Origin of the sequence: Lysinibacillus sp. K60, from assembly GCF_019731275.1 — a bacterium.
GTDB lineage: Bacteria > Bacillota > Bacilli > Bacillales_A > Planococcaceae > Lysinibacillus > Lysinibacillus capsici.
Window position 1 is genome coordinate 312,549 of sequence record NZ_JAASJR010000001.1, and the last position, 18,700, is coordinate 331,248.

17 protein-coding genes are annotated in these 18,700 nt (G+C 38.5%); all 17 read left to right on the top strand.

Annotation, left to right across the window (positions count from 1 at the left end; all coding sequences use genetic code 11):
* Nucleotides 1-210: 210 nt before the first annotated feature.
* Nucleotides 211-1,065: a class II fructose-bisphosphate aldolase gene (locus HCH28_RS01635; protein WP_004269446.1), complete on the top strand. Its 855-nt coding sequence runs from the start codon at nucleotides 211-213 to the stop codon at nucleotides 1,063-1,065.
* A 152-nt stretch (nucleotides 1,066-1,217) separates the two neighbouring features.
* A complete protein-coding gene (gene fsa / locus HCH28_RS01640) occupies nucleotides 1,218-1,868 on the top strand; it encodes a fructose-6-phosphate aldolase (protein ID WP_004269447.1) in 651 nt (216 codons plus the stop codon).
* Between the two features lie 62 nt (nucleotides 1,869-1,930).
* On the top strand, nucleotides 1,931-3,217 hold the full coding sequence (locus HCH28_RS01645) for a UDP-N-acetylglucosamine 1-carboxyvinyltransferase (protein WP_048395599.1): 1,287 nt from the start codon (nucleotides 1,931-1,933) through the stop codon (nucleotides 3,215-3,217).
* 94 nt (nucleotides 3,218-3,311) lie between these two features.
* Entirely contained in the window at nucleotides 3,312-4,268 is a 957-nt protein-coding gene (glpX, locus tag HCH28_RS01650; protein WP_004269449.1) for a class II fructose-bisphosphatase, read from the top strand.
* A 224-nt stretch (nucleotides 4,269-4,492) separates the two neighbouring features.
* Nucleotides 4,493-5,776: a transcription termination factor Rho gene (rho, locus tag HCH28_RS01655; RefSeq protein ID WP_016992739.1), complete on the top strand. Its 1,284-nt coding sequence runs from the start codon at nucleotides 4,493-4,495 to the stop codon at nucleotides 5,774-5,776.
* Nucleotides 5,777-5,907: 131 nt separating this feature from the next.
* Nucleotides 5,908-7,809 (top strand): helix-turn-helix domain-containing protein, encoded by a 1,902-nt coding sequence (locus tag HCH28_RS01660; RefSeq protein ID WP_221679353.1) that lies wholly within the window; start codon nucleotides 5,908-5,910, stop codon nucleotides 7,807-7,809.
* A gap of 76 nt (nucleotides 7,810-7,885) precedes the next feature.
* Nucleotides 7,886-9,610 carry an ABC transporter ATP-binding protein gene (locus tag HCH28_RS01665; RefSeq protein WP_221679355.1) on the top strand — a complete coding sequence of 575 codons (1,725 nt, stop codon included), beginning with the start codon at nucleotides 7,886-7,888 and terminating at the stop codon, nucleotides 9,608-9,610.
* A 37-nt stretch (nucleotides 9,611-9,647) separates the two neighbouring features.
* The gene (locus HCH28_RS01670) at nucleotides 9,648-10,442 is read left to right on the top strand and encodes an ABC transporter ATP-binding protein (RefSeq protein WP_066036941.1); all 795 of its coding nucleotides are present in this window, start codon (nucleotides 9,648-9,650) and stop codon (nucleotides 10,440-10,442) included.
* A gap of 32 nt (nucleotides 10,443-10,474) precedes the next feature.
* The gene (locus HCH28_RS01675) at nucleotides 10,475-11,527 is read left to right on the top strand and encodes a FecCD family ABC transporter permease (protein WP_221679357.1); all 1,053 of its coding nucleotides are present in this window, start codon (nucleotides 10,475-10,477) and stop codon (nucleotides 11,525-11,527) included.
* The gene (locus HCH28_RS01680; protein WP_221679359.1) at nucleotides 11,524-12,558 is read left to right on the top strand and encodes a FecCD family ABC transporter permease; all 1,035 of its coding nucleotides are present in this window, start codon (nucleotides 11,524-11,526) and stop codon (nucleotides 12,556-12,558) included. The genes HCH28_RS01675 and HCH28_RS01680 overlap by 4 nt, the downstream gene beginning before the upstream one ends.
* Nucleotides 12,559-12,666: 108 nt before the next feature.
* Entirely contained in the window at nucleotides 12,667-13,716 is a 1,050-nt protein-coding gene (locus HCH28_RS01685) for an NAD(P)/FAD-dependent oxidoreductase (protein ID WP_221679360.1), read from the top strand.
* A gap of 203 nt (nucleotides 13,717-13,919) precedes the next feature.
* Entirely contained in the window at nucleotides 13,920-14,123 is a 204-nt protein-coding gene (gene rpmE / locus HCH28_RS01690) for a 50S ribosomal protein L31 (protein WP_004269457.1), read from the top strand.
* A 116-nt stretch (nucleotides 14,124-14,239) separates the two neighbouring features.
* Nucleotides 14,240-14,812: a thymidine kinase gene (locus HCH28_RS01695; RefSeq protein WP_048395608.1), complete on the top strand. Its 573-nt coding sequence runs from the start codon at nucleotides 14,240-14,242 to the stop codon at nucleotides 14,810-14,812.
* 173 nt (nucleotides 14,813-14,985) lie between these two features.
* The gene (gene prfA / locus HCH28_RS01700; RefSeq protein ID WP_004269459.1) at nucleotides 14,986-16,062 is read left to right on the top strand and encodes a peptide chain release factor 1; all 1,077 of its coding nucleotides are present in this window, start codon (nucleotides 14,986-14,988) and stop codon (nucleotides 16,060-16,062) included.
* Nucleotides 16,049-16,909 carry a peptide chain release factor N(5)-glutamine methyltransferase gene (prmC, locus tag HCH28_RS01705; protein ID WP_221679361.1) on the top strand — a complete coding sequence of 287 codons (861 nt, stop codon included), beginning with the start codon at nucleotides 16,049-16,051 and terminating at the stop codon, nucleotides 16,907-16,909. The genes prfA and prmC overlap by 14 nt, the downstream gene beginning before the upstream one ends.
* A 44-nt stretch (nucleotides 16,910-16,953) precedes the next feature.
* The gene (locus HCH28_RS01710) at nucleotides 16,954-17,550 is read left to right on the top strand and encodes a stage II sporulation protein R (protein ID WP_221679363.1); all 597 of its coding nucleotides are present in this window, start codon (nucleotides 16,954-16,956) and stop codon (nucleotides 17,548-17,550) included.
* Nucleotides 17,551-17,651: 101 nt separating this feature from the next.
* Nucleotides 17,652-18,686, top strand: coding sequence for an L-threonylcarbamoyladenylate synthase (locus HCH28_RS01715; RefSeq protein ID WP_221679365.1), 1,035 nt, complete (start codon nucleotides 17,652-17,654; stop codon nucleotides 18,684-18,686).
* The last annotated feature ends 14 nt before the right edge of the window (nucleotides 18,687-18,700 follow it).

An 18,700-nucleotide genomic window follows, 5' to 3' on the forward strand; every position in this document is an offset into this window, starting at 1 on the left:
GCTCCGCTTTCGGGTAGAAAATAATAGCCCCTGCTTTTCAGGGGAGTAGGACTTCGTTGCGTTACCCTTCACTTCGTCACCCTGCCGCTCCGTTACCCTCCGCTTTCGGGTAGAAAATAATAGCCCCTGCTTTTCAGGGGCTATTATTTTTGCTATGATTGAGGAGCATGTTTATGTAGAAAGAATAGTCCTATGAGGAGGATTTTTAGTATGGCATTAGTATCTATGAAAGAGATGTTAATTAAAGCAAAAGCAGAAGGTTATGCTGTTGGTCAATTCAACATTAATAACCTTGAATGGACTCAAGCAATTTTACAAGCAGCTGAAGAAGAAAAATCTCCAGTGATTCTTGGTGTTTCTGAAGGTGCAGGTAAATATATGGGCGGATTTATATCTGTTGTTCATATGGTAAAAGGTTTAATGGAATCTTACGGTACTACAGTTCCTGTAGCAATTCACCTTGACCATGGTTCTAGCTTTGCAAAATGTAAAGAAGCAATTGATGCAGGCTTTACTTCCGTGATGATTGATGCATCACATCACCCATTTGAGGAAAATGTGAAAATTACTTCAGAAGTAGTAGAATACGCACATGCTAAAGGCGTTTCTGTGGAAGCAGAATTAGGAACTGTTGGTGGAGATGAAGATGGCGTAATCGGTGGTATTATTTACGCTGATCCAGAAGAATGTCGCAAAATGGTTGAACTAACTGACATTGACTGCTTAGCGCCAGCACTTGGCTCTGTACACGGTCCTTACAAAGGAGAGCCAAACTTAGGCTTTAAAGAAATGGAGGAAATCTCTAAATTGGCAGACCTTCCACTTGTTTTACATGGTGGTACAGGTATCCCAACAAAAGATATCCAACGTTCTATTTCATTAGGTACGGCTAAAATCAACGTCAATACTGAAAATCAAATTGAAGCAACAAAAGTAATTCGTGAAATTCTTGACAACGACAAAGTTGTTTACGACCCTCGTAAATTCCTTGGTCCAGCACGGGAAGCCATCAAAGCTACGGTTATTGGTAAAATTCGTGAATTTGGAAGTGCACAAAAAGCATAATTTTTGCATTTAATATGTTACAAAAGCATAGATAAATACACATAATAAGAGAAGTGTTGATGCTTTCAATCGACCTTCTCTTGTTTTTGAAATAAAGAAATTTTGGAAAATATTTAATAATATAAGAAAAATGATCAGGAGGAAATAATAATATGAAATTTTTCATTGATACAGCAAACTTTGAAGAGATTAAAGAGGCACATGCATGGGGTATTTTATCAGGAGTGACAACAAACCCATCGTTAGTGGCTAAAGAAGAGAATGTTTCTTTCCATGATCGTCTTCGCGAAATCGCTGAGCTTGTTGATGGCTCTGTAAGTGGGGAAGTTATTGCACTTGATGCAGAAGGAATGATTAAAGAAGGTTTGGAGTTAGCTGCTATTGCGCCAAACATCACAGTAAAGCTACCTATGACACCAGCTGGATTAGAGGCATGTCGTTTCTTTGCAAACAAAGGTATTAAAACTAACGTGACATTAATTTTTAGTGCTAACCAAGCATTAATGGCTGCGCGTGCAGGTGCTACATACGTATCACCATTTATCGGCCGTTTAGATGACATTGGTCAAAATGGTGTTGAGTTAATTGAAACAATTGCAGATATTTTTACAATCCATAATATCGATACACAAATTATCGCTGCCTCTGTCCGTCACCCTCAACACGTTACAGCAGCAGCTTTAGCAGGTGCACATATTTCAACTACTCCGTTTAAAGTATTAAAACAGCTTTTCCACCATCCATTAACTGAAAAAGGAATTGAAGGATTTTTAGCGGATTGGAATAAGAGAAAAGGCGAATAATAAGATTATAAAGTGTGCAAATTGCAAAAATACTACTTTCCAATCATGAGGGAGAACGCAAAATGGATGTTTATAAAATTACTGGCGAAAATCGTCTACAAGGTACAATTAAAGTTAGTGGTGCAAAAAATAGTGCAGTCGCCTTAATTCCTGCATCAATTTTGGCGAACTCTCCAGTGACTATTGGAGGGATACCCGAAATTTCAGATGCTTGGACGTTAAAGGCTCTATTAGAGGAAATTGGTGGGGAAGTTTCATTTGAGAATGGGAAAATGACAATCGATCCAACAGAGATGATTGCATTGCCCTTACCAAACGGCAACGTTAAAAAGTTACGTGCTTCTTATTATTTAATGGGTGCTATGCTTGGACGTTTCAAAAAAGCAGTTATTGGTTTACCTGGAGGTTGTTTTTTAGGGCCTCGACCTATTGATCAACATATAAAGGGCTTTGAGGCTTTAGGAGCTAAAATTACGAATGAACATGGAGCCATTTATTTACGTGCAGATGAGTTAATTGGGGCAAAAATTTATTTAGATGTAGCAAGTGTTGGGGCTACTATTAATATCATGCTTGCTGCAGTCCTTGCTAAGGGACGTACTGTCATTGAAAATGCTGCAAAAGAACCTGAGATAATTGATGTTGCGACACTTCTAACAAATATGGGTGCCAATATTAAAGGTGCAGGTACAAGTGTCATTCGTATCGAAGGCGTAGAAGAGCTACATGGTACTGAACATACGATTATACCTGATCGCATTGAGGCCTCCACATTTTTAATTATGGCTGCAGCAGTTGGTGATGGTATAACGATCGATAACGTTATTCCACTGCATTTAGAAGCAATTATTGCCAAGCTTCGTGAAATGGGTGTGAAAATTGAGATTGGTGAAGAAAGTATTTATGTGCCAAAAACAGACCTCTCAACATTACAGGCAGTGGATGTTAAAACATTGGTATACCCTGGATTCCCAACGGATATTCAACAACCGCTTGCCGTGTTAATGTCACAAGCATTTGGTTCCTCAAAAGTAACAGATACTATTTACACAGCTCGTTTCAAGCATATTGATGAGCTTCGTCGTATGAATGCAGATGCTCGTGTAGAAGGAAACACAGCAATTATTAAAGGGCCAAGTAGATTACATGGCTCAACTGTAACAGCTACAGATCTTCGTGCTGGAGCAGCTTTAGTGTTAGCTGGACTCTTAGCAGAAGGAGAAACTGAGATTCAGGATATCTATCATATCGAACGTGGTTATAGCTCACTTATTGAGAAATTACGTGATTTAGGCGCGGATATTCGACGTGAAACAATTGTGGCACGTGTAGCTGAGACAAAGGAATAATGAGAGCTAAAAGTTTTCAACCAATTATGTTACAATAGAGGTAATTTGAATGTTTTGGCACGAAAAGGTGCCCATAACGGGAGGCAAAGCAACAATGGAACGTAGTTTATCGATGGAAGTAGTACGAGTAACAGAAGCAGCAGCAATCGCATCCGGGAAATGGATGGGGCGCGGTTTGAAAATTGAGGCAGATGATGCAGCAACAACAGCGATGCGCAAAATGTTCGATACAATTCCAATGCATGCTACAGTAGTAATTGGTGAAGGCGAAATGGATGAAGCACCAATGCTTTATATTGGTGAAGAACTTGGTTTACGAAATGGTGGTCCTAAAGTAGATATTGCAGTGGATCCTTTAGAAGGTACAAATATTGTAGCAAAAGGTACAAATGGTGCTATGACAGTTCTTGCTATTGCAGATAAAGGGAATCTGTTAAATGCACCAGATATGTACATGGAGAAAATTGCTGTAGGACCAGAAGCAGCGGGCAAAGTGGATATCAATGCTTCGGTCACTTATAACTTATTACAAGTAGCAAAAGCTAAAAATAAAGATATTTCGGATGTTGTAGCTACTCTTTTAGATCGACCACGTCACCAAGCGATTGTTGATGAAATTCGTGAGGCTGGTGCACGTATTAAATTTATCCAAGATGGCGATGTTGGTGCTGCAATCAATACGGCCTTTGATGAAACAGGCATTGATATTATGTTTGGAACAGGCGGTGCACCTGAGGGTGTTATTGCGGCAGTAGCTTTAAAATGTCTTGGTGGTGACTTCCAAGCAAAACTAGTACCAGAAGATGAAGAGCAATTAGAACGCTGCACAAAAATGGGTGTGGATGTTGAAAAAGTACTTTATTTAGATGACCTAGTAAAAGGTGACGATGCTATTTTTGCAGCGACAGCTGTAACAGATTGCGAGCTTTTAAAGGGTGTTCAATATAAAGGTGCTTATGCCTTAACTCATTCAGTAGTTATGCGTGCTAAATCTGGTACGGTTCGCTTTGTTGAAGGCCGTCACGCTCTTGAGAAAAAACCTAGATATTAATGTTATTTTCTTCTAAAATATACCTAGTACATCTATTGTGCTAGGTACCTTCTTCTTTAAATAACCATCCCATATTTTTAAGGCAATGTTTAGTTATATGGTGGAAAGTATTCCAAAAGATATTATTAAAGGCAACCATATAAGCGTTAGCAGAGCCAAGCGTAAACTTCAATGATAACCCCATTAAATTGAATTATATTTTGAAAAAGACTGGAGTTGTGCATATGTCTGCATTGACAATCGCTCAATTAGAAAACATGACGTTAAAAGAGCTTTACGCCCTTGCACGCCAATATAAAATTTCTTATTATAGCAAGCTAACGAAAAAAGAATTGATATTTGCTATTTTGAAAACGCGTTCAGAGCAAGAGGGCTATTTCTTTATGGAAGGCGTACTAGAAATTGTTTCGCAAGAGGGCTTCGGCTTCCTTCGACCAATCAACTACTCACCGAGTAAAGAAGATATTTATATTTCTGCATCCCAAATCCGTCGCTTTGATTTGCGTAATGGGGACAAGGTTTCAGGAAAGGTGCGTCCACCGAAGGAAAATGAGCGCTATTATGGCCTATTACAAGTAGATGCTGTCAATGGCGAAGATCCTGAAGTAGCGAAAGAACGAGTTCATTTCCCAGCACTAACACCTTTATATCCAAATAGACAAATTAAACTAGAAACAACACAACGCAATTTATCCACACGTATAATGGATTTAGTGGCACCTGTAGGCTTTGGACAACGTGGATTAATTGTAGCTCCTCCAAAGGCAGGGAAAACGTCTTTACTAAAAGAGATTGCAAACGCTATTACAACCAATCATCCACAAGCAGAGTTAATTGTCCTACTGATTGATGAACGACCTGAGGAAGTGACGGATATTGAACGTTCTGTCAATGCAGATGTTGTCAGCTCAACATTTGATGAAGTACCTGAGAACCACGTCAAAGTGGCTGAAATAGTATTAGAACGTGCGCGACGTTTAGTGGAACATAAGCGTGATGTAATCATTTTAATGGACTCCATTACACGTTTAGCTCGTGCTTATAACTTAGTGATTCCACCGAGTGGACGTACACTTTCTGGTGGTATTGATCCTGCTGCGTTCCATAGACCAAAACGTTTCTTTGGTTCAGCTCGTAATATTGAAGAAGGCGGTAGTTTAACAATTTTAGCGACGGCTTTAGTAGATACAGGATCTCGTATGGATGAAGTTATCTATGAAGAATTTAAGGGAACAGGGAACTTAGAGCTTCATCTTGATCGTCAGTTAGCAGAACGCCGTATATTCCCTGCACTTGACATTCGTCGTTCGGGTACACGTAAAGAAGAGCTTCTTCTGGAGCCAGAACAACTTGAAAAGCTATGGGCGATTCGTAAAACATTTTCTGATGCACCAGATTTTGCAGAGCGCTTCCTGAAAAAAATACGTACAACAAAATCAAATGAAGAATTTTTTGAAAAGCTAAATGAAGATATGAAAAAAGCAACAAAGGGTAAGGGACTTTTATAAATGGCATCACCATTGACAAACAAATTGTCAATGGTGATTTTTTTTGTATATGTTTATTTTATATATGTATATTGAAATTGATAATCATTATCAATATAATGGTAAGTAAATATGTTCTGAAGGAGACGAAGATGAATTATGATGCCTATATGCTTCTTTGGCAAAATGCATTTATCCAGTTGAAGCAAATCGATTACATAAATAAATCAGACATTCATGTGTCAAAGGTTTTAACATATAGTTCGTTTCTTATTGTCACAGCAGGCGATGCACAGATTGTCATTGATGATCAATCTTATCATGTGCAGCGCTTCAGTATTTTTCATATAGGAAAATCTCAATGTCTTCACATTAGGGTACAGCAAAGTGTTAGCTATTTTCTCATTAGCTATAAGGGAGATGTCATGTACAAAGATGCCTTTATACAGCATTTGCACATGCACTATCAACCATTTCAAACACATTTCTCTTGTGTACCCGCAAATCCGATAGTCATTCACGGCATCCTTCAAGATATGTATAGCAAATGGCAATCTGGCTCTATACAGGAGCATTTATCTGTAAGGGCGTCCTTCTATGAAATTATCTATCATGTCTTTCGAGAATTAGTAGAAGGACAAGGGAAACCACATGAAATTGATAAGGCGGAAGCCGCACGATTATTTATAAAGCAACACATTCATCAACCATTATCTATCCAGACATTAGCAGATATGCTTCAGATTAGTACACGGCATTTATTACGCATCTTTAAAGCACGCTATGAAATAGGCCCACAAATATATTTACAACAATTGAGAATAGAGCAGGCTAAGCAGTATTTATTAACCAATCAATATGGCATAAAAGAAATTGCCATATCTCTTGGATTTGAAGATGAATATTATTTTAGTCGTGCTTTTAAAAAAGCAACAAATCTGGCTCCAAGTAGCTTTAGGCTGAAATATGCATCTAATATGTCCGAAATTGCCATTACAAATGAGAATCATTTTCAATACAATAATAATCAGCTCGCGCAAGCAAAACGATTTGAGAATGGAGAAAATGAAATCATGATGAAGAAGATGATTCACCATATAAAGCTTCCTTTTTTATTAAGCCTGTTCGTTTTACTAGCAGCGTGTAATGAAGAGACAAGCCAATCTAAGGTTGATGAACCAACTTCGCCCGAGAAAGCAGAGACTAGAACCGTAACAGATGATAGTGGACGTGAAGTAGAAATTCCAATGAAGGCAGAGAGAGTCGTAACTGATTGGTATCTGGGACAAATTTTAGCGTTAGATGTTGTACCAGTCGGAGGCGTAACGGCTAACCTTGATTATGCTGCTTTCTTAAAGCGACACTATAAGGATGGAGAAATTACGAATATTGGTACAGATGGTAAGGTGTCATTAGAAAAAGTTTTAGAGTTAAAGCCAGATTTGATTATTACTTGGAATGTGGAAGATGTAGCAAAGTATGAAAAAATTGCTCCCACAATTGTTTTCGCTGAAGATGCCCATCGATCAGCGACTGAGGAGATTAAGGCAATGGGAAATTACTTAGGAAGACAAGCAGAGGCTGAGGCTTTTACAAAAGAATTTGAAGATCGGATCGCCAAAGCTAAAGAAAAAATCATGGATGTGATTCCAAAAGGATCTACATTTACTATTTATGAAATGTTTGAAAAAAATGCAACGATTATAGGGAAATCTAGTGTTTCGGGCGGTAGAGCACTCTATCAAATTTTAGACATGTTGCCTCAAGAAAAGGTGCGGGAGCTGTTTGATACAAAGGAAGGAAATAATGGACGCTATGAGATTTCCTATGAGGTAGTAGAGGACTATGTAGGTGACTATAACTTCATGATTAATTTCTTTAACAAAGATGGCCAGTTACCAGTAACATGGACAAACTTAGATGTCGTTAAAAATAATCAAGTATTAGAGCTTCCATCTGAATATTATTTTGCCTCTGACCCACTCTCTGGCTTACACCAAGCTGAAGAACTAGCTGACAAAATCGTTGAATTTACAAAGGCTCATCAACAATAACTGAGATAACAGGAGAGCTATTGTTGATAGCTCATTTATAGATACGTAAAACGAGATCATAATAGGAGGCTACACCATGTTATTACGGCGTTTTTTTTCATATTATAAGCCCTATAAAGGTTTATTTATTTTAGATTTTAGCTGTGCCATATTAGTGGCATTAATAGAGCTTGCGTTTCCGATTGTTTTAAATAAAGTAATTGATGATATTCTGCCAGATGGGGAATTAAAGTGGATTATTATGGCAAGCTTATTGCTGTTTGCATTATATATTTTTAACTCCATTCTACATTTTATCGTTTCGTATTGGGGACATATGCTGGGCATTAATATTGAAACAGATATGAGAAAAGAATCCTTTAGTCATGTGCAAAAGTTATCCTTTAGATATTTTGATAACAACAAAACAGGGCATCTTGTTTCTCGTTTAACAAATGATTTGATGGATATTGGTGAACTTGCTCACCATGGTCCAGAGGATATCTTTATTGCAGCTATGACGATTATTGGAACATTTGGTGTCATGTACTATATTGATCCAACCTTTACGATTCTTATTTTCTTACTTGTACCGATTATCTTAATCTTAACTATTATTTTCGGAAAATTAATGTCCAAGGCATTCCGTCAAATGTTTGGAGATATCGCAGATTTCAATGCACGTGTTGAAAACAATGTAAGTGGTATTCGTGTTGTACAAGCTTTTACAAATGAAGATCATGAAATTAAACGCTTTAAAGTAAATAATGAAAGATTCCGTATGACAAAGCTTTTTTCCTATAAAGTAATGGCTTGGAATGAAGCAATTTCAGGCATACTCACGAAGGTATTATCACTCTTTACTTTATTTGTTGGGGCTTATTTTGTATTAAATGGGCATTTAACAAATGGTGATTTTATCGCATTTATTTTACTTTCAGGTATTCTCTTAGGACCAATTAACAAAATCAATATGTTTATAGAAAGCTATCCAAAGGGCATGGCAGGATTTAGGCGCTATATTGAATTCCTCGAAACGGAGCCCGAAATTGCAGACCGTCCAGAAGCGAAAACAATCGATGAAATTGATGGTGAAATTACTTTTTCTAATGTATCGTTTGGCTACGCTGCCAATAATCGTGCCTTACATCAAATTAATTTAAAGGTACGTCCTGGTGAAACGGTTGCCTTAGTAGGACCTTCTGGTGCAGGGAAATCTACGATCTGTAGCCTATTGCCACGTTTTTATGAGGTGAATGAAGGCTCCATTAAGATTGATGGTGTTGATATACGAGATTTTAAATTGCAATCTTTACGTTCGCATATCGGGATTGTCCAGCAAGATGTCTTTTTATTCGATGGTACCATTCGTGAAAACATAGCCTATGGGGATTTAAATGCCAGCGAAGAAGATATTTGGTATGCCGCACAACGAGCACAACTGACGGATGTAATCAATGCTTTACCAGAGGGCATGGATACACTCATTGGTGAACGTGGTGTCAAATTATCAGGCGGACAAAAACAAAGATTATCAATTGCACGTATTTTCTTGAAAAATCCAAAAATCTTAATACTAGATGAAGCAACATCTGCATTGGATACAGAAACAGAACTAGCTATCCAGCAAGCCTTAAACGAGCTTTCTATCGGTCGTACTACATTAGTGATTGCCCACCGTTTAGCAACGATTAAGGATGCAGACAGAATTGTTGTGGTATCGAAAAAGGGCATTATTGAAGAAGGCACACATGAGCAATTAATGGAACGCCAAAATGCTTACTATGGCTTGTATACAGCCCAATTTGGTTTACAAATGTAAAAGTAATAGCATTCTCAAAAGTGAAAGGAAGTTAAAAATGTCAGTACTAGAAATAGATCATGTTGCGATTGGTTATTCCTCAGCGCTCATCGTCAATGATTTAAGTGTGGAGATTCCGAAAGGCCAGATCTCCACGATTATTGGTCCAAATGGTTGTGGCAAATCTACTTTATTAAAGGCTGTTGCACGTGTATTACGCACACAAAATGGAGCTGTCTATTTAGATGGCAAAGCTATACATCAATTAAAAACAAAAGAAGTGGCCAAAAGAATGGCTATTTTACCTCAAACAGCAACTGCACCAGGAGGATTAACGGTTTTTGAACTGGTATCCTATGGTCGTTTTCCTCATCAAGTAGGGTTTGGTACATTGCAAAAGGAAGACTATGAATATATCCATTGGGCTATTGATGTTACGGGGCTAAGAGAATTTAGTGATCGACCAATCGAAGCATTATCAGGTGGTCAGCGTCAGAGAGTGTGGATTGCTATGGCATTGGCGCAAGGCACAGATATTTTAGTACTGGATGAACCAACAACTTATTTAGATTTAGCACATCAGCTCGATATTTTATTGTTGCTACAAAAGCTAAATAAAGAAGAAGGGCGAACAATTATCATGGTTTTACATGATTTAAATCATGCATCACGCTTCTCTCATTTTATGATGGCCATGAGAGACGGCAATTTAATGGTGAATGGCAGTCCAAAAGAAGTGATGACAAAAGAAAATTTACAAAGGGTATTTAATATCGATGCAGAAATGGCAGTATGTCCCTATAGTGAAAATCCAATCTGCCTATCTTATCAGCTGTACGATATGAAAAAATAAAAGCTAGTTGGAAGTTATGAGGAGGAAATAAAATGACTACGTCGACAGGAGTAGGAGAGCTCCACGATTTAGAAGAGCTACAGAAGCGATCTCATCCGATCCGTGGAGTAGTGGCTTTAATCATAGGAGTAATTGGATTATTATTTGCCATTGGCTTATCAATTTCTTTTGGTGCAGCAGATATTTCATTGGGTACTGTTTGGACAGCAGTTACCCATTTTTCACCAGAATTAACAACACATCAAATTATCCATGATATTCGCTTACCACGGGTACTTGGAGCAGCGTTAGTCGGTGCAAGCTTCGCGGTAGCGGGTGCGATTATGCAGGGGATGACACGGAACCCTTTAGCTGACTCAGGGTTATTAGGCTTGAACTCAGGAGCTGCCTTTATGTTAGCCGTATGTTTTGCCTTTTTCCCTGGGCTACCTTATATGTATTTAATTTTATGGTCCTTTGTAGGTGCAGGTCTTGGTGTGGCCATCGTTTATGGTATTGGCTCGCTTTCTAAAGGTGGCTTAACACCTATGCGACTAGTTTTAGCAGGAGCTGCTGTTAGTGCATTACTTGGAGCGCTCGGAGAAGGGATTGCTCTTTATTTTCGTATCGGACAAGACCTCGCATTTTGGTATGCGGGTGGTGTTTCGGGTACAAAATGGAGCCATCTACAAATCTTATCTCCATGGATACTTGTTGCGATGATAGGAGCTCTTATCCTATCGCGTTCCATCACCGTACTGAGCTTAGGTGAAGAAATTGCAGTCGGGCTAGGGCAACGTACTGCTGTGGTTAAAGTATGGGGAATGATCATTGTTTTAGTTTTAGCGGGTGCAGCAGTTTCTGTTGTCGGTGCGGTTGGTTTTGTAGGATTAATTATCCCTCATTTAACCAGATACATAGTTGGTCATGATTATCGCTGGATCATCATTTGTTCCTTGGTATATGGAGCATTGCTTGTTGTGTTAGCTGATTTAGTAGCACGTGTTATTAATCCACCTTATGAAACACCCATTGGTGCGCTTATAGCCTTTATTGGAGTACCATTCTTCCTTTATTTAGCTCGAAAAGGAGGGAAAGAACTATGAGTAACAGCTATTTAACACCAAGTCAGCTGAAGGCTAAAAGGAAAAATTTTTCCATCCTTGCTACGCTCATTGTGTTAATCGTTATTACCTTTGTCATAAGTATGAATACAGGTGTCATTAAACTGACACCAATGGAGGTTCTTTGGACTCTTTTTGGTCAAGGTGACGCACAACAGCAGCTTATCTTATATGAATTCAGACTTCCTAGAATTGTGATTGCTGTATTAGTAGGTATGGGTTTAGCTATATCAGGCGCTATTTTACAGGGCATTTCTAAAAATGCCTTAGCAGACCCAGGAATCCTAGGTATTAATGCGGGAGCAGGTCTAGCCGTTATGCTCTATGTGTCATTTTTCCCCACTACGAAAGCAGCACCTGTTTATTTACTGCCGATACTGGCTTTTGTAGGAGCAGGTTTGACAGCTGTACTGATTTATTCACTTTCTTATCGACGTCATGAGGGGATTACACCAATGCGTTTAATTTTAACTGGGGTAGCTGTGGCAGCAGGGATTAGCTCGGCTATGATTGTGCTAACACTACGTCTATCACCAGAGAATTATCAATTTGTAGCAACATGGTTAGCAGGTAGCATTTGGGGCTCAAATTGGAGATTTGTTCTGTCGTTATTACCATGGTTAGTTATCTTATTGCCATTCGTCTATTCAAAATCACGTGTATTAAACATATTGAATTTAGGTGAATTAACAGCAGTAGGACTAGGTGCCTCGATTGAAAAAGAGCGACGCTGGTTGTTGGCTGCTGCTGTTGGTTTGGCTGGAGCTAGTGTTTCTGTAAGTGGTGGCATTGGTTTCGTAGGACTTGTTGCGCCACACTTAGCTCGACAGCTTGTTGGGGCCAAACACCAGTTTTTATTGCCAACTGCAGCATTATTAGGAGGGTTTTTAGTGTTAATGGCTGATACAATTGGTCGTTCCATTTTAGAACCTTCAGAAATTCCAGCAGGGATTGTGGTAGCAGTTTTAGGAGCACCCTATTTCTTGTATTTACTAGCACGATTAAAAGAGTAAATAGCACTTTTCCCTTTCTCCATGAGGGGAAAGAATAGACGGTTATTAGATTAATTCTTGTCAAACAATTTACGTTTGAATAGATTAGAAGGGGATGGAGAAGAGGAGATGTCAGAGGAACTATATGATGTAACGATTGTTGGTGGTGGTCCAGCAGGGCTTTATACTGCCTTTTATAGTGGAATGCGAGATTTAAAAACGAAAATTATCGAGTATAGCTCACAACTAGGTGGTCGTATGCTAATATATCCTGAAAAAATGATTTGGGATGTAGGTGGAGTAACACCTATTTTAGGTGGTCAGCTTATTAAACAACTTGTGGAGCAAGCTGAAACCTTTGATCCAACGATTGTCTTAAATCAAAAAGTGGAGAAATTAGATAAGCAACAGGATGGAACATTTATTTTAACATCCTCTACAGGAGAAAAGCATTATTCCAAAACGGTTATTTTAGCAGTAGGCTATGGCGTCCTTTCTATGCAAAAGCTTGAAATTGAAGGAGCGGATCGCTACGAAGTAACGAATTTACATTATACAGTTCAGGAATTAGAAATCTTCCGAGACAAGCATGTGTTGATTTCAGGTGGTGGTAATTCTGCGGTTGATTGGGCAAACGAGCTAGAGTCAATTGCCGCAAGCGTCACGATTGTTCATCGTCGAGATGATTTTGGTGGACATGAAAAAAATGTCTTACGTATGAAAGAATCCTCAGTTCATGTAAAAACGCCCTATGAAGTCGTTCAATTGCATGGGGACGGTGATTTAATTCAATATGTATCCATTGTCAATAAAGATACCGATGAAATGGAACGAGTGAAGGTAGATGCTGTCATTGTCAATCATGGCTTAAAATGTGATTACGGTGCGCTTGAAGAATGGGGATTAAACATCCAGGATGGCGTAGCGATTGTTAATGAGAATCGGGAAACGAACGTAGCAGGTATCTATGGAGCTGGCGATTTTATTGATCACCCTAGTAAAGTTAGATTAATAGCTGGTGCATTTACCGATGGAATACTAGCATTAAATAGTGCAAAACTATACTTGGAGCCAGATGCACCGAAAGTAGCCTATGTATCTTCACATAATATTCGCTTTAAAGAGCGAAATGAGAAAATTGGGTTAGTAGACAATGATTATCGTGAAGTTCGAGGTTAGATATTAGGGATAGTTTGCTTTTAATATTTTTTACTTGAAAAAAATAAAATGCCTATGCTATACTTCAAAAGTATGCAACGTGTACATATGTAGCTGACGTTCCACTTCGACACAAATTTTGTAGTCGACATATTCGGGCTATGTAAGGTACAGTTCGATAATACTCTGTTCCAGATGGTTCAGGGCGAGAGGAGAAAACGAATATGAAACAAGGAATTCATCCAGACTACAAAGAAGCAACAGTAACTTGCTCTTGTGGGAACACTTTCAAAACTGGTTCAGTAAAAGAAAACATCGTTGTCGAGTTCTGCAACGAATGTCACCCATTCTACACTGGCCGTCAAAAATTCGCGTCTGCTGATGGTCGCGTGGATCGTTTCAACAAAAAATACGGTCTTAAAAACTAATGTTAGTTTAATACCTGCCAAGCATGCGCTTGGCAGGTATTTTTTTCAGTAAATAATACACGTTGATGCAAGTCTTTTCAAAATCCAGATTGACACAAAGAAAGGGAGAAGACAAAATGGCACAGCTATATTTTAAACATGGTGCAATGAATAGTGGGAAGTCAATAGAAATTCTAAAAGTTGCCCATAATTATGAAGAACAACAAAAACCTGTAATGATGTTTACTTCAGGTCTAGATACGCGTGATGAGGTGGGCTTTGTTTCCAGTCGAGTAGGTTTACGACAACAAGCCATTCCTGTTTATGAAGATACAAATATTTTTGAAATAGTGAAAACTAATGCTGTCAAACCTTATTGTGTGCTTGTGGATGAAGTTCAATTTCTAAAAAAAGCACATGTTTTACAGCTAGCTAACATTGTAGATAAATTGGACATTCCCGTAATGGGCTTTGGTTTAAAAAATGATTTTCAAAATGAGCTATTTGAAGGTAGCCAGTACATGCTTACATATGCAGATAAAATTGAGGAAATGAAAACAATTTGCTGGTTCTGTCATAAAAAAGCAACAATGAATTTGCGAGTAGATGAAAGTGGAAAGCCAGTTTACACAGGAGATCAAATTCAAATCGGTGGCAATGATTCGTATTACCCTGTTTGCCGAAAATGTCATGCAAATCCACCGCTTTAAAGCTAAGTAGCTTGTTATAGCACTAAGAAAAAGTAGCATACATGTGAAAATTTCCTTATACTAAGTAGTGGAAATAAGAAATGAAAAAACCATTACGCCTTAGCGTAATTTTGATGAAAGCGGCTTCTCTATAAAAAAGGAGCAACTTAAAAAACTAAATAGAGGTGAAATCCATGTTTGATCGATTACAGGCAGTGGAAGATCGTTATGAAAGGCTTACTGAGCTTTTGAGCGATCCGGATATTGTTAATGATAGTAAGAAATTACGCGAATATTCTAAGGAACAATCAGATATCCAAGAGACAGTAGATACTTATCGTGAATATAAAAGTGTGAAAGAACAGCTAGTCGATACACGAGAAATGTTAGATAGCGAAAAAGATCCTGATATGCACGAAATGGTAAAGGAAGAATTTAACCTTTTAAAAGCACAGCAGGAAGAGCTAGAAGAGCGATTACGTATTTTATTAATTCCAAAAGATCCGAATGATAATAAAAACGTAATTATGGAAATCCGTGGGGCAGCTGGTGGTGACGAGGCTAATATTTTTGCAGGTGACTTGTTCCGTATGTATTCTCGCTATGCAGAAACGCAAGGCTGGAAAATTGATATTATGGAAGCTACACCAAACCCAATGGGCGGCTATAAAGAGGTAATCTTTATGATTAATGGACAAGGAGCCTATTCAAAATTCAAATTTGAAAATGGCGCACATCGTGTACAACGTGTCCCTGCTACAGAATCACAAGGCCGAATTCATACATCAACAGCAACAGTTGCTTGCTTACCTGAGGTTGAGGAAGTGGATGTTGAAATCCATGAAAAAGATATCCGTGTAGATACATTCGCATCTTCTGGTGCGGGTGGTCAATCTGTAAATACAACGATGTCTGCTGTTCGTATGACCCATTTACCAACAGGTGTTGTGGTTTCGATGCAGGATGAACGTTCACAAATTAAAAACCGTGAAAAAGCAATGAAAATTCTTCGTGCTCGTGTTGCAGATATGTATATGCAGGAAGCGCAAAAAGAGATTGATGCTACACGTAAATCAGCTGTTGGATCTGGTGATCGCTCTGAGCGAATTCGCACATACAATTATCCACAAAACCGCGTAACCGACCACCGTATCGGCTTAACGATTCAAAAGCTAGATCAAATCGTTGAAGGCAGACTAGACGAGATTATCGATGCTCTTATTTTAGAAGAACAAGCATCGAAGTTAGAGCGTTTAAATGATGACTTATAAAAATGTGATGGAGGCCCTTGAGTGGGCTTCTTCTTTTTTAGTGGATAATGGTTGTGAACAAACAGCAGCGCGGATTGTTATGCAACATGTGCTTGGTACTAGTTATGGAGAAGTTATGTTGCATTTGCAGGATGAATTAACAGCAGCACAGCAAATGAGATTTAATGAGCTCATAGAAGAACATGCCAATGGACGCCCTGTCCAATACTGTGTTGGGTATGAGGAGTTTTATGGTCGTTCATTCTTAGTCGATGAATCTGTCTTAATACCCCGACCTGAAACAGAGGAATTGGTACTTGGAACAATTAATCGACTACCTAAATTATTTACAAAGCAAACATTGAAGCTGGCTGATATCGGTACAGGTAGTGGAGCCATTGCTATTTCAATGAAGCTGGATTGTCCAGCATTAACGGTCATAGCTACCGATTTATCAGAAGCTGCACTAGCAACTGCTCAAAAAAATGCACAGCGATTAGAGGCAGATATTGATTTTAGATTGGGAGATTTAGCTGCTCCACTTGCAGGAGAAAAATTTGATATTGTTTTATCGAACCCACCGTATATTGCATTTAATGAGGCACAAGCAATGTCAAGCGTTGTGCTAGAGCATGAGCCGCATAGCGCCCTCTTTGCAGAGGAAGATGGTCTTATTTTATATAGAAAATTAGCTGAACAATTACCAGCTTATATGAATAGGCCAGCGTTGATTGGATTAGAAATCGGTTATACACAGGGGGAAAAAGTAGCCAAATTCTTTCAAGATAGTTTTCCACAGGCGACAGTTTCAGTAGAAAAAGATATTAATGGTAAACCTCGAATGATTTTTTGTGAGTTACATGTATAAAGTTTCTTAATCTTGCCAACAATGTTGAGCAAGGAGGGATTTTTATGTTGAACGAATACAAGATTATTAGATTACCTAAACAAAATATCTTTCTAGCTTTTGCTAGACTAGTATTAATTGCGATTGTTTTACAGTTATGTGTTTTATATATTCCAACATTAGTAGGTTTGGCGAAGGAATCTTCCGTTGATGTGCCAGAAAAAGATTTTCGTATACGTGTTATTGCAAACAGTAATACTGCACAAGATCAGCTAGCGAAACAGCAGCTTGTTCAAGATTTAAAGCCATACTTTCTACAAGTAGGTACTGCTGGATTTGCTGGGAATGAGCAAATACTTTCGTTAAAACAACAAATTGAAGCTGAACTGAGCGAAAATTATCCACAATTGGATACACAGGTTGTTGTTGGGGATAATTTGTTCCCACCAAAAAGACAAGGTGCTGTACTTTATCCACAAAATGTCTATCAATCAATTGTTGTAAAGATTGGTGATGCACGTGGAGATAACTGGTGGTGCAGTATCTTCCCATCGATATGTGAGCCTGATAAAGAAGAGGTAAAAGAAGAAGTAGAAGTAGAAGAAGAAAAAGAACAAGTTACATTCTTTATATGGGAATGGATTAAAGGACTTTTTGAATGAATTGTGCACAAATTCAGACAACTTATACACATTTTTTAATAAGTTATAAACAATTTGTGGATAATTCAGTAAAAACGAATAATTGAAGGTAGGTATTAATCATGAAAACTGTTTGTAAGGTTGTGGACAGTAATGTGAATAGTCAGATTAATTATACACAAGCTGTGGATATCTTAAATGCAGGAGAGGTAGTCGCATTTCCAACAGAGACGGTTTATGGCTTAGGAGCGATTGCCACAAATGATCTGGCAGTTAAAAAGATATTTGAAGCAAAAGGTCGACCTTCAGATAATCCTTTAATTGTCCACGTTGGTACAAAAGAGGAAGTAGCGATCTATATCGACCATATTTCTGACATAGCTAAACAATGCATGGATTTATTTTGGCCAGGTCCATTAACACTGGTGATGCCAGCGAAGCCAGATGTATTAGCTAAAAGTGTCACAGCTGGGTTATCAACAGTAGGCATTCGAATGCCTGATCATCCAGTAGCGCTCGCCTTACTACAACAGCTCCAAAAACCACTTGCTGCACCAAGCGCTAATCGTAGTGGAAAGCCAAGTCCTACAGAAGCCGTTCATGTTTTAGATGATTTAGAAGGGTACATACCTTATATTTTAGATGGAGGTTCTACAGGCATAGGGCTTGAGTCTACTGTATTAGATGTGACACATGAACCTCCAGTAATTTTACGTCCAGGTGGCATTACGAAGGAAATGCTTGAGGCTAAGATTGGCCCAGTGATTCAACCAACTAAAATAGAACAGAAGCTAGACGCAACGCCTAAGGCACCGGGAATGAAATATACGCATTATGCACCAAATGCCCCCGTGTATTTAATAGACTGTGATGTTGAGAAAGTCAACGAAGCTGTTCTACATTTACAGAGACAGGGACATCGTGTAGCACTACTTGCACCTGAGAACTTTGAAGAAATTAAAGTGGATTTTTACTTCTCTATTGGTGAAGCAGGAAGTAAAGAAGAAATGGGTGCGGCCTTATATAATGCACTTAGAGCATGTGATAAAACTACCGCTACCGTAATATTAGCAACAACTACTTCAATAGAAGGAGTAGGTGCAGCTATTATGAATAGACTTGAAAAAGCCTCTGGAGGTAAATGGTATTCATTGTAAATAACAATCGAACA

Excerpts from the sequence above, each read along its gene's own strand:
- HCH28_RS01635 (WP_004269446.1), top strand. The coding sequence starts at position 211 with ATGGCATTAGTATCTATGAAAGAGATGTTAATTAAAGCAAAAGCAGAA.
- fsa (WP_004269447.1), top strand. The coding sequence starts at position 1,218 with ATGAAATTTTTCATTGATACAGCAAACTTTGAAGAGATTAAAGAGGCA.
- HCH28_RS01645 (WP_048395599.1), top strand. The coding sequence starts at position 1,931 with ATGGATGTTTATAAAATTACTGGCGAAAATCGTCTACAAGGTACAATT.
- glpX (WP_004269449.1), top strand. The coding sequence starts at position 3,312 with ATGGAACGTAGTTTATCGATGGAAGTAGTACGAGTAACAGAAGCAGCA.
- rho (WP_016992739.1), top strand. The coding sequence starts at position 4,493 with ATGTCTGCATTGACAATCGCTCAATTAGAAAACATGACGTTAAAAGAG.
- HCH28_RS01660 (WP_221679353.1), top strand. The coding sequence starts at position 5,908 with ATGAATTATGATGCCTATATGCTTCTTTGGCAAAATGCATTTATCCAG.
- HCH28_RS01665 (WP_221679355.1), top strand. The coding sequence starts at position 7,886 with ATGTTATTACGGCGTTTTTTTTCATATTATAAGCCCTATAAAGGTTTA.
- HCH28_RS01670 (WP_066036941.1), top strand. The coding sequence starts at position 9,648 with ATGTCAGTACTAGAAATAGATCATGTTGCGATTGGTTATTCCTCAGCG.
- HCH28_RS01675 (WP_221679357.1), top strand. The coding sequence starts at position 10,475 with ATGACTACGTCGACAGGAGTAGGAGAGCTCCACGATTTAGAAGAGCTA.
- HCH28_RS01680 (WP_221679359.1), top strand. The coding sequence starts at position 11,524 with ATGAGTAACAGCTATTTAACACCAAGTCAGCTGAAGGCTAAAAGGAAA.
- HCH28_RS01685 (WP_221679360.1), top strand. The coding sequence starts at position 12,667 with ATGTCAGAGGAACTATATGATGTAACGATTGTTGGTGGTGGTCCAGCA.
- rpmE (WP_004269457.1), top strand. The coding sequence starts at position 13,920 with ATGAAACAAGGAATTCATCCAGACTACAAAGAAGCAACAGTAACTTGC.
- HCH28_RS01695 (WP_048395608.1), top strand. The coding sequence starts at position 14,240 with ATGGCACAGCTATATTTTAAACATGGTGCAATGAATAGTGGGAAGTCA.
- prfA (WP_004269459.1), top strand. The coding sequence starts at position 14,986 with ATGTTTGATCGATTACAGGCAGTGGAAGATCGTTATGAAAGGCTTACT.
- prmC (WP_221679361.1), top strand. The coding sequence starts at position 16,049 with ATGATGACTTATAAAAATGTGATGGAGGCCCTTGAGTGGGCTTCTTCT.
- HCH28_RS01710 (WP_221679363.1), top strand. The coding sequence starts at position 16,954 with ATGTTGAACGAATACAAGATTATTAGATTACCTAAACAAAATATCTTT.
- HCH28_RS01715 (WP_221679365.1), top strand. The coding sequence starts at position 17,652 with ATGAAAACTGTTTGTAAGGTTGTGGACAGTAATGTGAATAGTCAGATT.